Raw genomic sequence first — 12,477 nt, forward strand, 5'->3', positions numbered from 1 at the left:
TCCCGGCCAGGCTACGTGCTGCCAGTACCGCGCTACCTGGGCAGCTCCACCCGCACTTGAACGGGTTCGCAGGAGGATTCGATGTCAGAAGTCACCCAGGCCGATCGCGCACCGCAGACCGACGAGCACGCGGTTGCGCGACTGGCCGACGGAGTGTCGTTGTGCGGTGAGTACGAAGGTGGCGGCTTTGACCAACCGCGTTACCTGATCTCCCGGGGCGACGGCCAGATGGTGCTGGTGTCGCGGTTGCTCTACCAACTCGCCACCGAGATCGACGGCAATCGGACGCTGGGCGAGGCGGCCGTGCGAGTGGCGCGGGCCAGCGGCCAGGACGTGTCCGTCGCCGATGTGGAATTCCTGATCAGCGAGAAGCTGTACCCGCTCGGCATCGCCACCCTGGCCGAGCCGATCGTCGAACCGCCGAAGGCCGCGCCGCTGCTGGCACTGGCGATGCACGGGGTGCTCGCGCCCGCGCGGGTGGTGCGCGTCGTCGCGGCGATGCTCGCCCCGCTCTACCTACCCGTGGTCGTGGTGCTCGTGGTGACCGGGCTGATCGCACTCGACGTGTGGCTGATCGGGTCCGGCTACCTCGACCTGGCGTTCCAGCAGTCCGCGGGCGAGCCGGTGCAGGTCCTCGTGCTGCTCGGGCTGATGATCGTCAGCACGTTGTTCCACGAGGTCGGGCATGCCGCCGGATGCCATTACGGCGGGGCGAAACCGGGCGCGATCGGAGTCGGGTTGATGCTGATCGTGCCCTGCTTCTTCACCAACGTCACCGATGCCTACCGGCTGGACCGGCGGGGCAGGCTGCGCACCGATCTGGGCGGGATCTACTTCAACGCGGTGTTCATCCTGGCGATGGCCGGGATCTACGGCCTGACCCACTACCCACCGCTACTGGTCTTCATCGCGCTGAGCCACATCCAGATCCTGCAGCAGCTGGTGCCGCTGCTGCGCCTGGACGGCTACTACATCCTCGGCGACCTGGTCGGGGTGCCGAACCTGTTCGCGCAGGTCGGCCCCTTCCTGCGGCGCCTCACCGGGCGGCACGGCGGCAAGCCCGTCCCGCCCTCCGGGCTGCGCCCGCGGGTGCGGATCATCGTCACCGCCTGGGTGGTGATCGTGGTGCCCACCCTGGCGCTCGCGCTGGGGGTGCTGCTCTGGCGGCTCCCGGTGTACCTGTCCAGGGCGTTCACCCGGGCCCACGATTACTGGACGGTTCTGGTGGCCGGTGTCGGGCAGGGGAACTTCTGGATGTCGGTGCTGGCGGTGGTCTCGATGCTCATCCTGCTGCTGCCCTGGGTCGGCGCGGTCGCATTCCTGGTGCGCATCGGGCGGCGGATCGCCCGGCGCATCGCGCACAAGCAACGGGGCACGGGCGGTCGGCACCGCATCGCACGCGCCTGAACTGCCCCGACATCGGGCTCCCACGGGGGGTGTGGGAGCCCCACCTACGTGTCGCGAGAACAGAAAGTCACCGTCAGTAGTGTCGTAACAACCGACCGGAGCACCCCCGATGGGCAAGGGTGTGGACCTCCGGTGTCCGCCGCAGGCGAGCACCGGAGTTCCGGGGCGACGCCCACAACGGCGTCCGCCCCACGCACTGGGCCAGATCCAGGGCCTGTCGAGGGGGGAACTATGAGCGGTGGAATTGTGCGTCCGATGACACGTCGGCGGTCGCGCACCCCGGCGCAGCCCGACCAGCCGTTCCGGCTGACGCTGCTCGGCGGATGGGAACTGCACGCGAACGGCGAAAGCGTGGCGATGTCCAGCAACGGACAACGCCTGCTCGCCTTCCTCGCGCTGCGCGGACGCACCCAACGCGACTACGTGGCGGGCGTCCTGTGGCCGGAGAGTGACGACCAGAGCGCGCTGGCCAACCTCCGGACCACGCTGTGGCGGGTGCGCCAGCGCATCCAGGGCGCGGTGATCAGCACGCCGCACGAGATCGAGCTGGCGCCGCTGGTGTCGCTGGACATCGACGGGTTGGTCGCCGCAGGGCGGTACCTGGTGCACCAGGATTCGACCGACTCGCCGAACGACTGCGCGGAGATCGGCCGCGACCTGGCGCGGCACGAGCCGTTGCTGCCCGGTTGGTACGACGACTGGGTGCTGACCGAGCGTGAGCGCCTGCAGCAGTTGCAGGTGCACGCGCTGGAAGTGGCTGCGGAACGGCTTGTGCAGTCCCGGCACCTGGCGAGCGCCTTGGAGATCGCGCAGGCCGCGACCCAGGTGGAGCCGTTCCGGGAGACGGCGCACTGCGCGGTGGTCAAGGTGCTGCTGCAGCAGGCGAACCCGGCGCAGGCGGTCCGCCACTACCAGCGCTACGAGCGCCTCCTCGACCGAGAACTCGGCATCGAGCCGTCCAACCACCTGCGCGACCTGGTGCGCCCGGTCCTCGCCCGCGCCCGCAGTTGACCATCCTGCGGCGACACCGGCCCCGATTCCGGGGTGCCAGTTTTAGGGGCGAAACTGGCACCCCGCCCGGTGGTCAGGCGCCGAGGGCGGCCCGGACCGCTTCGCGGGCTCGGGTCGGGGTCGGGGCGGACAGGGCGGCTTCGGCGGCTTGTTGGAAGGCCGCGAGCGGGTGCTTGGCGAGCGCCGCGCCGACCAGCGGGACGGCTGCGGCGGCCATCGACAGGCTGGTCATGCCGAGGCCCGCGAGCACTCCGGCCAGCAGCGGGTCGGATGCCGCCTCGCCGCACACCCCGACCGGCTTGCCGAGCTCCCGGCCCGCGTGCCCGACCATGGCGATCAGCCGCAGCAGCGCGGGCTGCCACGGGTCGTTGAGCTCGGCGAGCGCGCCCGCCATCCGGTCGGCGGCGAAGACGTACTGGGCGAGGTCGTTGGTGCCGATGCTGGCGAAGTCGACGACGTCGAGGATTTCCGCGGCGCTCAACGCGGCGGCCGGAATCTCGATCATCACCCCGGCCCGCGGCAGACCGGCGGCCCGGACGCGGGCGGCGAACCAGGCGGCTTCGTCGACGGTGGCGACCATCGGCGCCATCACGGAAACCTCGGCACCGGAATCGGCAGCGGCACCGGCGATCGCCGCCAGCTGCCGCTCCAGCACGTCGGGCCGGTCGAAGGCGACCCGCAGCCCGCGCACTCCGAGCGCCGGATTCGGCTCCACGCCCATGTCGAGGAAGGCCAACGGCTTGTCCGCACCGGCGTCGAGCGTGCGGACGATGACCGGCTTGCCCGCGAACGGTGCGAGCACCTCGCGGTAGGCGGTCCGCTGCGTGTCGACCGGCGGTTCGTCATCGGCCGCGAGGTAGCAGAACTCGGTGCGGAACAGGCCGATCCCCTCCGCACCGGCCGCGACTGCGGCACGCGCATCGGCGCTCGACCCGACGTTGGCGATGATCTTGACCTGCCTGCCGTCCGCGGTGGCGCCGTGGCCGTTCCACTCGCCGGGGGAGCGGCGCTCGGCGACGTGGACCGCCACCGCCTGGTCGGAGGTTTCGACCTCGCCGATGTCGCCATCGACGATCGCGCCGACCACACCGGGCACGCCGAGCACCCCGCGGACCGCGACCACGGCCGGAATCCCCAGCGCCCGCGCCAAGATCGCGGTGTGACTGGTCGGACCGCCTTCCTCGGTGACCAGCGCGAGCACCAGGCCGGGGTCGAGATCCGCGGTGTCGGCGGGGGCGAGATCGCGGGCCAGCAGGACGCTCGGCCGGTCGAGCTCGGGCACGCCAGGCGGTTTCACACCGAACAGCTCGGCGATGATCCGGTCCCGGACGTCCTGCACGTCGCGGGCGCGCTCGGCCATGTAGCCGCCTGCGGCGCGCAGCGCGTCGGAAAAGCCGTTGGCTGCTTCGTACACGGCGCGCGGCGCGGGCAGCGACTGGCTGTTCACGAGTTGTTCGGCCTGCGAGATCAGCGCCGGATCGATCGCCATCGCGGCGGTGGTCTCCAGCACCGCCTTGGCATCGCCGTCGACTCGGGTGGCGCGTTGGAACAGCCGCTCGGCGACGGCTTCGGCAGCCGGTCGGATGCGGTCGGCCTCGGCGGCCGGATCGGCGGGCGCGGGAGCGGCGGGCGGTTCGGGCAGGGGATCGGCGACCCGGGCGACAGGCCCCGAGGCGCGGCCGGAGCTCACTCCGACACCAGTCAAGCGCGACATGGTCTAGACCATACCCTTCTAATTCGGGCTCTGGGGCGATCGTAGGCACGGGTACACCGTTCGGCCCGATCACCGGGACCAGCGTGGACACGCCTCGTGACGCCAGTGGTTCTTACGTCGCCCGAATGTCACAGTGCCGCGATTACCGATGAGTAACAACTGAGTAGCAGTACGGATCCGGACGGAACCCCCAAAACAGCAGGCTGTGAGCATGGCAATCAGCACGCAGATCACCGAAACGAACCCGCACCTCGACTGGTTCGCCGAGCCGCTGGCCGAGCTGGTGAACCTGTTCGCCATCCACCTGCCGACCGCTTCCGGCGACGACCAAGGCGACTCGGACCCGGCTTCGGGGGACTCCTCGGACAGACTCCCGCCGCCGACGAACGAATCGCCCAGCGGGCCCGATCCGATTCCGGGCGAGCCCGTCGACACGAGTCAGTTCCGTCCCGTTCAGTCCCCGGCCGCTTCGACCGGGACTGACCCGACTTCGGAATGATTCCCGGCCCATGCTGGCGGGATGACACTGCCAGGAACCGCCAACGGCCCGTTCCCCCGACTTCGGGGCGAACGGGCCGTTCACTGCGCGTCGCGCCGGTCGCACGCACCGACCGGACAAGGCGTTTCGACGGGCGTGGCCACAGTGGAGGATCCCATTAGGGGGATCCACCGTTCGAGCTAATTTTCCCTGGGGGATGGATCTTTTCGGCGCGGTCGCGCGTCAGACTTAACGGGTTGCTGCTCGCCGGTATCGCGCCACCGGCGATCACAACCTGTTGTGGGTCGGCCGTGACGCCCCCCGTGCGGTCGGCCCACAACGAAAACGCCCCCAGCGCTCACGAACCCTTGCGCAGACCAAGGGCTTTCAGCGCACCGTCGATCGCACCGGGCGACTGCTCGGGCAGCAGGTGCGGCGCATGCTCACCGACCGCCGAGAGCACGGTCTTCGCCGAGGGGTTGACCGCCTGCCACTCGCCGATGACCACGGTCGGCACCGTCTCGTTGCCGTCGGCGATGGAGCGCACGGTCGCCGCCGCCGCTGGGTCCTCCCAGATGTTCACCTCGTTGAAGGTCAAGCCCTGCCGCCGGAGTCCGGCGCGCAGCGAGGTGCAGAACGGGCAGCCAGGTCGGGTGTAGACGACGACTTCCTGCACTTCGGCGGTCATGTTGCCTCCTGTGTTGACGAGGTCGGCGGCGTGCGCGGTGCAAGGTTCGGCACGCCGCCGCCAGTGGGTGTCGGTGCTGGTCACCGCACGGTTCCCAGCTCGCGTTCCGGTTCGGCCTCGTGGATCGCGGCCCCGCTGCGGCAGTCGCCGCAACGGTCCCGGCGCCCACCACGCCGCCTTGCCCACGACCTTCAACACCGCGGACCCCGAAATCATTCGCACCACGGTCGCATCCAGTGCGAACGCGAAGACCACACCCACCCCGACCGCGCTGCCGGAGAAAGCGAACGCCCGGCGCAACAGCGCCGCCAATCCACTGTGGATGCTCCTTGCGAAGATCCGAGTGAAGGGCACCGGTCAAAGGTGCCCCACTGTTCACCTGACCGAATGGTGGCGGGAAACTGCCTGGTAAGCGGCTTGCTGGTCGGCGCTTCGCGGCCACCCTCGTCCGGTCGAACGCGCTGGGCCCGAGTTCGCGCCGGAAACCACCGCGAGGAGGATGGTCCGCGCCATCCACCGGCGATGGCGGTAGTCCCGGACTCGAACACGGTGCGTCGTTCGTGCTGGTAGTCGATTGCTGGTGGCCGACGCCGGTGACCCGTTACCGTGAGGTGAACACCGTCAACATGCGTAAATGCCGTTTGCTGATCGCCGCGATAGCGACGGAATCGGGCTTGTGCACCCGATCGGAGAACGGGATGCGCCACAATCACGTGCGGCTGATCGCAACGTCGGGATCGGCCACCGGATACAGGAGTGGCACATGACCGAGGTGACTCGGCGCGAGCGGCTTCGCGCGGCCACCGAACTGGAGATCCGCCAGCACGCGCGTGCGCTGCTCGTGGAGCACGGGCGCGACGCGGTGACCTTGCGGGCGATCGCACGGGAACTCGGCATCACCGCGCCAGCGCTGTACCGCTACTACGAGTCCCGCGAAGACCTCCTCCGGCAGCTGTGCGACGAGATCTGCGCCGATCTGGCCACCGAACTGCACGCCGGGTTGGACTCGGTCGACGAGGCGTTCCTGGACAAGATCTTCGCGATGTGCCGGGCGTTCCGGCGGTGGGCCTTGGCCCATCCGGAGGAGTTCGCGCTGGTCTTCGCCACGCCGCAGGACGAGTCGGGGAAGCGGCAGCACGACCAGTTCGCCGGGGTCTTCCTGGGCATCGTCGGCCCGTTCATGGCCGAAGGCGCGATCAAGGCGGACACCGAGGGCGCGCTGCTGTTCGAACTGCCGGACCTGTCGGCCCACCAGGACGCGTTGGCGGCGGCGTTCTCGACCGCGGGCATCGACGTTCCGCCGGAGGCCCTGCGACCGGACGCGGTGTACTTCCTGCTGCGCTGGTGGGTGCGCCTGTACGGGCACGTGGCCCTGGAGGTCTTCGGGCGCTTCCCGTTCGACCTGAAGTACGCCGACCGGCTCTTCGACTCGATGCTCCACGAACTGGCGCACGAAATCGGCTTGGCCTGACCGGGTTCCGGGCGATTTCGCGCGAAACCGGCACTTCCCGTGGCGAGCGGATGCCGATCACTGCGCGAAATCGGCGCGCGGCCACCCCGAAGACGCGCGCGCTATCGGCTTTGTCCGGGCTGGGCTCGCCTCGGGGCTCGTGAGCGGCGACGGTCGTCCTGGCGACCACAACCACTCACGACGCAGCAGCGGCACGCACGCCAATTCGCGCACCCTCCTAGGCCCGGTTGAAGCGGGCTCCCCAGTTGTGGAGCTGGTCGAGCAGTTCGGGTGGTTCGAGGACGCGGAAGTCCGCGTCGAGCTGGCCGAGCGCCATGATCGGCCAGTCCAGGGAGTCGGTGGTCATCAGCACCCGGCAGTGCTCTGCGTCCACCTCCTCGACCGTGCTCCACCGGCCGATCCGTTCGCGCGCGGTCGCGGCCGGGGCATCGACCAGGACCTCCACCCGGTACGAGCGGGGCGCGTTGTCCAGGCCAGCTCGGACGAACTCGGCGACGTCGGCGGCGGGCAGGTCGCGGGGCCGGAACCGGGCACCGGTGCCGTCCGGCCTGGTGAGCCGGTCGACCCGGAACTTGCGCCAGTCGTGCCGGGTGAGGTCGTAGGCGACCAGGTACCAGCGGCGACCGAGGCAGACCAGCCGGTGCGGTTCGACGTGCCGGTCGGTCCGCTGGCCGTTGGCGGCGGTGTAGGAGAAGTTCAGGCGTTCGCTGTCCCGGCAGGCCAGCGCGATGGCGGTGAGCACGTCCGGGTCGATGTCCGCCCTGGTAGGGCTGCCCCAACTGGCGGGCACGGTCATCGCGCGCAGCGCGTCGATCCGGCGGCGCAGCCGGGGCGGCATCACCTGCACCACCTTGGCCAGCACCCGCACCGAGGATTCGGCGATGCCCTCCACCGCACCCTGCGCGGCGGCCTGCAACCCCACGGCCAGGGCAACCGCCTCTTCGTCGTCGATGACCAGTGGCGGCAGGGCCGCGCCTGCGGCGAGCTGGTAGCCGCCTTCGACGCCGCGCTGCGCCTCGACCGGGTAGCCCAACTCGCGCAGCCGGTCGATGTCCCGGCGCAGCGTGCGGACCGAAACTCCCAGCCGCTCGGCCAGTTCGGTGCCCGGCCAGTACCGGTGGGTCTGGAGCAGGGACAGCAGCCGCAGCGTCCGGGTGCTGGTGTTCGCCATGTTCTCGATTCTTCCTGAAATTCAGGTCAAGAAGTGACCGCTATGGCTCCTAGCGTGGTCTTCGACCGACGGAGCACGACAGAAAGCGGAGACCATGACCGCACACGAGCTGACCACCCGCGAATTGGCCGCCACCGGCGAGCGCGCCGACCTGCTGGAGGCGCTGGCCAAGCAGCGGCACTTCCTGCGCTTCACCACCCGCGAGCTCACCGACGAGCAGGCCGGGCGGCGGACCACCGCGAGCGAGCTGTGCCTGGGCGGCCTGATCAAGCACGTCACTGCGGTTGAGCGGAATTGGTCGCGCTTCATCGTGGAGGGCCCGTCGGCGATGGGTGACTTCAGCGCCCTGACCGAGGCCGACTTGGCCGAGTGGGCGGACATGTTCCGAATGCTGCCCGGTGAGACGCTGGCCGGTGTGCTGGACGACTACGCCGAGGTGGCCAGCCGCACGGACGAACTGGTCGCCACCCTGCCCGACCTGAACGCCACCCACCCCCTGCCGAAGGCCCCGTGGTTCGAGCCCGACGCGCACTGGTCGGCCCGCCGGGTGCTGATGCACATCATCGCCGAAACGGCCCAGCACTCCGGCCACGCCGACATCATCCGAGAATCCCTCGACGGCGCCAAAAGCATGGGCTGACGAACGACGAAGCGCCCCCGGCGACCTCGCACCACGAGGCTCCGGGGGCGCCTTGCTTTCCGCATCAGGGCAAAGCAACCAAATCGTCTACAAAGGACGATTCAGTTCATGGCGTCACGTCGTGCTTTCGCCTCGGCCCAGCAGGTTTCGCAGGTCGGCGCGAGCCACTGGACCTCAGTCGCGATGACGACGCTGATGGTCAACCCGCAGAACGTCTCGCGCTCCTGACCGGGGATCGGTGGTCCCGTCGGAGCCATGCCGTGCCGAATGCCTTCGAAGGGCCGCCAGTAAGCAACCGGCCCCTGCGGCTCCAAACCAGGAAAAAGCACGTCGAAACCTCCGAGAAGTAGGGGGCGACGGCGGCGGTCCCGGCGGGTCGGGGGGTTGCGAGTCGGCCCCGCCGCCGTCTAGATCAAAAGTAACCCAGAAATATTTCTGGAGGTATTACCTGATCGGGTAATGATCAATGTGCTAAACCTGAAGCACTTCCCGACCCGACACGTGACATGGGGAACCAGATGGCACCTTCTTCGCCGCCGGTAGCAGCCTGGGAACTCGGCATCCGCCTCCGGGAAGCACGCGAACTGGTTGACCTGAGCTCGACAGATGCCGCGAAATCCATTGGCATCACGCAGAACTACCTGAGCAACGTCGAACACGGCCGACGCCGTATCGCCGAGGAGAAGCTCGAAAACCTGCTGACGAACTACGGCGTGTACGAAGACGAACGTAAGGAACTTCTTGCGCTGCGCCGAGCGTCAGACGGAAGCGGCTGGTGGTCGCGCTACAGCGGGCTCTTCTCACCCGAGTTGGTTCGCTTCTTCGGATACGAGCACGGCGCACACGAGGTCCACACCTACGAAGGCGCCATGATCTCTGGCTTGTTGCAGACCGAGAAATACTCTCGCGCCGTCCACAGTGGAGACGCCGCTAACCTACGCAAGTCAGAGGTCGAGCGCCGCGTCGAGGCCCGAAGTCGCAGGCAGGAACGCCTCAGCGGGCCAAATCCCCTGAACGCAACCATTCTCATGACCGAAGGCGCTCTCCGGCAACAGGTCGGCGGACCGGAAATCCTCGCTGAACAACTGGAGCATCTGCTCGCGCTGATGGCCGAGTATCCGGACACGCTCGACCTCCGGATCATTCCCTTCAGCGCTGGCGCGTACTGCGCACTAGGAAGCTCAACCTTCCATCTGCTGACGTTCCCGAGCGCTCGCCTCGTGCGCCTCGGCTGGCACGAGACCGTGACCTCGCTGAACCTCGTCGAGAGCGAGCTGAAAATCCACCAGTACAGCGTCGCGTTCTCCGAGGCGCTGAGCCGCGCAGCGGATCGGGAAGGCTCCAAACAGCTCATTCGCAAGGCGTTGCAGGAGATAACATGAACGAGTGTCGGATTTAGGTGACAACTTAGCCAATGCCAACTGGTTCAAGTCCAGCTACTCGACAAGCTCCCAGGGCTGCGTCGAGGTCGCTCTGGCAACGCCGGTTGTGGGTGTCCGGGACAGCAAGAACCCACATGGCGGCACTCTGGTCTTCGATCGTCAACAATGGACTACTTTTCTGATGTCAGTCGAGTAGTCGATTTTCCAAGCCGTCAAGGTCTGCACGGACTTCATCGACATCAGGTAGGTGCAGCGCTTCGAGGAGCGCCACTGCTTCCTGCCAGGCATCACGTGCACCACCAAGATCGCCAAGTTCCTGCAGCGAGGCCCCAAGACCGCGGAGGCTCGCGGCTTCCCCTCGTCGGTGCCCGATTTCATGCTGACGGTCGCGGGCTTTTTTGAAGAAACGCGCCGACTCATCGAATCGACCAAGGCGCACATGTGCTTCGGCGATCTTCGCGAGCGCGTTCCCTTCGCCCATCTCTTCACCGACCAACCGCCATGCATCAAGAGAGTTTCCGAAGTGGTCTATTGCATTCTCTGGAGCGCCTTGATGCAGCTCAATCAGACCTAACGTGAAGTAGATTCCCCCTCTGATGTAACCGTTCCTATACTGCAACTCCAGCTCGAAGGCTCGATCCATGGGTCCACGAGCTTGCTCAGCAAACCCAACAAGGGCCAGCACCTGACCGAGGGTGACCAGCGACAAGAGCTCCCCGTTACGATCACCGATGCGTTCGAAAAGTGCAATAGCCCGCCGAGTTTCCCGCACAGAAAGATCGATTTTTGATAGATCGAAATAGGCTATCCCAAGCTCGTGTTGAAGATTTGCTTGCGCAACTTCGTCACCAACCTCGCGCGCCGCACCAATTCCAATTTCGTAAGCCTCGATCCAGTCTTGAGCATAACCACGAAGATGAAACAGGACCATAAGTGTGCGAGGTAGCTGCCATGCATGTTCGCGCATGCCCATCGAGGCTGCTTGCTTGGTTGCCGCGCGGAGATTGTGACGCTCCACTTCCCACCACGCAAAAGCAACATCGTCCGTGTCGAAGGACAATCCCCTGACATCTGACGTGGGAGGCTTCGGCATGAAATACCTTGCGTGCGAGGCCGTTTGGTGATCCGCAGCTGTGCTGCTGCGGAGGTAGAAGTCGAGCAGGCGGCGCACAGCTGCGTGGCGGTTGTCGGTCGATTCGTCTACCGCCGCGCACTCGGCCGCATAGGCGCGCAGGAGGTCGTGGAAGCGGTAGCGGCCTTGCTCTGGTTGTTCGATCAGGTTGGCGCGCAGTAGTTCCGCCAGTGGGCGGCGGAGGTCTCGCCTGGTTCTGTCGGCGAGTGCGGCCACCGCTTCCAGGCTGATGTCCGGGCCGGTTGGGAGGCCCAACAGGCGGAACAGCCTGGCCGCTTCGGCGGAAAGGGAGCGGTAGGACCAGGAGAACACCGCTCGGACTCCGGTTTCGCCGCCCGCGTCCAGGGCGTCGAGGCGTTCTCGTTCGTTCCGCAGTTCTTCGACCAGTTCGTCCAGTGGGAAGTCCGCGAACTCCGCTGCTCGGACCGCCACCATGCCCAGTGCGAGGGGGAGTCCCGCGCAGTGCGACACGATTTCCGCCACCGCTTCCGGTTCCTCGGACAACCGGACTTCGCCCAGGTAGTGCACCAACAGCTCGCGGGATTCCGGTTCGGTCAGCACGGTGAGCGCCAGGCGAGTCGCGCCCTCCCGAACCGCCAGGTCGTCGAGGCGGTTCCGGCTCGTCACCAGGACCAGGCAACTTGGCGTGCCCGGTAGCAAGGCACGCACCTGGTCGGCCGTTCGGGCGTTGTCGAGGAGGACGAGCATTCGCTTGTCGTGCACGAGACTTCGGAACATCGCGGCTCGCGCGTCGTCGCTGGGCGGGATGCGTTCCGGCTCGACGTCCAGGGCCGTCAGGAAGAGACCGAGGGCTTCGTTGGGCGTCATCGGTTCAGCGATCGGGTCGAATCCGCGCAGGTTGACGTACAGTTCGCCGTCCGGGAAGCGGTCGCGCACCTGATGCGCCCAGTGCACCGCGAGCGTCGACTTGCCCACCCCGGCCGTGCCGTCGATGGTCGACAGCAGCACCACGCCTTCGGTCTGCGCGCTCGCCAGCAGCGTCGTCAGCATGTCCTGCTCGACCGCGCGGTTCACGAAATGCCGCGTCGCGCCGGGAAGTTGTCGCGGGATCATCGAATCGGTCGTGCCGTGGAAGTGCACGTCGCCGTGGATCGCACCCGCCTGCACCACCGAGCCCTGCACCGGCGCAGCCACCTCGTTGCCGACGTTCTCCGGCTTCTCGCCCACGCTTCCCCCAAAACCCGCGGATCAACATCCACCCTGGCACGCAACCCGCAAACACCGCCACCTCGGGTCGGGGGGGGGGGGGAACCCGGGCCCCCCCCGGGGGGGGGGCCCCCCCCCCCCCGCCGGGGGGGGGGGGGGCCGGGGGGGGTAATCAAAAGAGACGGGGGGCGCCGGGGGAAGTGGTTGTGTGGGGGG

At 67.7% G+C, this 12,477-nt stretch carries 12 protein-coding genes; 7 read left to right on the forward strand and 5 right to left on the reverse strand.

What is annotated here, in order from left to right:
* Positions 1 to 81 precede the first annotated feature (81 nt).
* On the forward strand, positions 82 to 1,407 hold the full coding sequence (locus MOQ72_RS16145) for a hypothetical protein (protein ID WP_242184384.1): 1,326 nt from the start codon (positions 82 to 84) through the stop codon (positions 1,405 to 1,407).
* 255 nt (positions 1,408 to 1,662) lie between these two features.
* A complete protein-coding gene (locus MOQ72_RS16150; protein ID WP_242184385.1) occupies positions 1,663 to 2,418 on the forward strand; it encodes an AfsR/SARP family transcriptional regulator in 756 nt (251 codons plus the stop codon).
* A gap of 73 nt (positions 2,419 to 2,491) precedes the next feature.
* Here the strand turns inward: MOQ72_RS16150 and ptsP are convergent, their stop codons facing one another.
* A complete protein-coding gene (gene ptsP, locus MOQ72_RS16155; protein WP_242184386.1) occupies positions 2,492 to 4,132 on the reverse strand; it encodes a phosphoenolpyruvate--protein phosphotransferase in 1,641 nt (546 codons plus the stop codon).
* Positions 4,133 to 4,343: 211 nt separating this feature from the next.
* On the opposite strand from ptsP, the gene MOQ72_RS16160 reads away from it, so the two are divergent.
* A complete protein-coding gene (locus tag MOQ72_RS16160; RefSeq protein WP_242184387.1) occupies positions 4,344 to 4,631 on the forward strand; it encodes a hypothetical protein in 288 nt (95 codons plus the stop codon).
* Between the two features lie 337 nt (positions 4,632 to 4,968).
* Here the strand turns inward: MOQ72_RS16160 and MOQ72_RS45565 are convergent, their stop codons facing one another.
* Positions 4,969 to 5,652 (reverse strand): glutaredoxin family protein, encoded by a 684-nt coding sequence (locus MOQ72_RS45565; protein WP_372495395.1) that lies wholly within the window; start codon positions 5,650 to 5,652, stop codon positions 4,969 to 4,971.
* Positions 5,653 to 6,061: 409 nt separating this feature from the next.
* Between MOQ72_RS45565 and MOQ72_RS16170 the strand changes: the two genes are divergently transcribed.
* Positions 6,062 to 6,769 carry a TetR/AcrR family transcriptional regulator gene (locus tag MOQ72_RS16170; protein WP_242184388.1) on the forward strand — a complete coding sequence of 236 codons (708 nt, stop codon included), beginning with the start codon at positions 6,062 to 6,064 and terminating at the stop codon, positions 6,767 to 6,769.
* 217 nt (positions 6,770 to 6,986) lie between these two features.
* Here the strand turns inward: MOQ72_RS16170 and MOQ72_RS16175 are convergent, their stop codons facing one another.
* Positions 6,987 to 7,940, reverse strand: a complete 954-nt coding sequence (locus MOQ72_RS16175) for a helix-turn-helix transcriptional regulator (protein ID WP_242184389.1) — start codon at positions 7,938 to 7,940, stop codon at positions 6,987 to 6,989.
* A gap of 94 nt (positions 7,941 to 8,034) precedes the next feature.
* On the opposite strand from MOQ72_RS16175, the gene MOQ72_RS16180 reads away from it, so the two are divergent.
* Entirely contained in the window at positions 8,035 to 8,580 is a 546-nt protein-coding gene (locus MOQ72_RS16180) for a DinB family protein (protein ID WP_242184392.1), read from the forward strand.
* 101 nt (positions 8,581 to 8,681) lie between these two features.
* On the opposite strand, the gene MOQ72_RS45570 is transcribed toward MOQ72_RS16180, so the two are convergent.
* The gene (locus MOQ72_RS45570; RefSeq protein WP_372495396.1) at positions 8,682 to 8,837 is read right to left on the reverse strand and encodes a hypothetical protein; all 156 of its coding nucleotides are present in this window, start codon (positions 8,835 to 8,837) and stop codon (positions 8,682 to 8,684) included.
* A gap of 261 nt (positions 8,838 to 9,098) precedes the next feature.
* Between MOQ72_RS45570 and MOQ72_RS16185 the strand changes: the two genes are divergently transcribed.
* Positions 9,099 to 9,962, forward strand: a complete 864-nt coding sequence (locus MOQ72_RS16185; protein WP_242184394.1) for a helix-turn-helix domain-containing protein — start codon at positions 9,099 to 9,101, stop codon at positions 9,960 to 9,962.
* Positions 9,963 to 9,966: 4 nt separating this feature from the next.
* The gene (locus tag MOQ72_RS16190) at positions 9,967 to 10,158 is read left to right on the forward strand and encodes a DUF397 domain-containing protein (protein WP_242184395.1); all 192 of its coding nucleotides are present in this window, start codon (positions 9,967 to 9,969) and stop codon (positions 10,156 to 10,158) included.
* Here MOQ72_RS16190 and MOQ72_RS16195 read toward each other — a convergent pair.
* Entirely contained in the window at positions 10,147 to 12,282 is a 2,136-nt protein-coding gene (locus tag MOQ72_RS16195; protein WP_242184396.1) for an ATP-binding protein, read from the reverse strand. The genes MOQ72_RS16190 and MOQ72_RS16195 overlap by 12 nt on opposite strands.
* Positions 12,283 to 12,477: the final 195 nt, after the last annotated feature.

The organism is Saccharopolyspora soli (assembly GCF_022678645.1).
GTDB lineage: Bacteria > Actinomycetota > Actinomycetes > Mycobacteriales > Pseudonocardiaceae > Saccharopolyspora > Saccharopolyspora soli.

Coding starts and splice junctions, on each gene's coding strand:
- MOQ72_RS16150 (WP_242184385.1), top strand. CDS start 1,663: ATGACACGTCGGCGGTCGCGCACCCCGGCGCAGCCCGACCAGCCGTTC.
- ptsP (WP_242184386.1), bottom strand. CDS start 4,132: ATGTCGCGCTTGACTGGTGTCGGAGTGAGCTCCGGCCGCGCCTCGGGG.
- MOQ72_RS16160 (WP_242184387.1), top strand. CDS start 4,344: ATGGCAATCAGCACGCAGATCACCGAAACGAACCCGCACCTCGACTGG.
- MOQ72_RS16180 (WP_242184392.1), top strand. CDS start 8,035: ATGACCGCACACGAGCTGACCACCCGCGAATTGGCCGCCACCGGCGAG.
- MOQ72_RS16145 (WP_242184384.1), top strand. CDS start 82: ATGTCAGAAGTCACCCAGGCCGATCGCGCACCGCAGACCGACGAGCAC.
- MOQ72_RS45570 (WP_372495396.1), bottom strand. CDS start 8,837: ATGGCTCCGACGGGACCACCGATCCCCGGTCAGGAGCGCGAGACGTTC.
- MOQ72_RS16185 (WP_242184394.1), top strand. CDS start 9,099: ATGGCACCTTCTTCGCCGCCGGTAGCAGCCTGGGAACTCGGCATCCGC.
- MOQ72_RS16175 (WP_242184389.1), bottom strand. CDS start 7,940: ATGGCGAACACCAGCACCCGGACGCTGCGGCTGCTGTCCCTGCTCCAG.
- MOQ72_RS16170 (WP_242184388.1), top strand. CDS start 6,062: ATGACCGAGGTGACTCGGCGCGAGCGGCTTCGCGCGGCCACCGAACTG.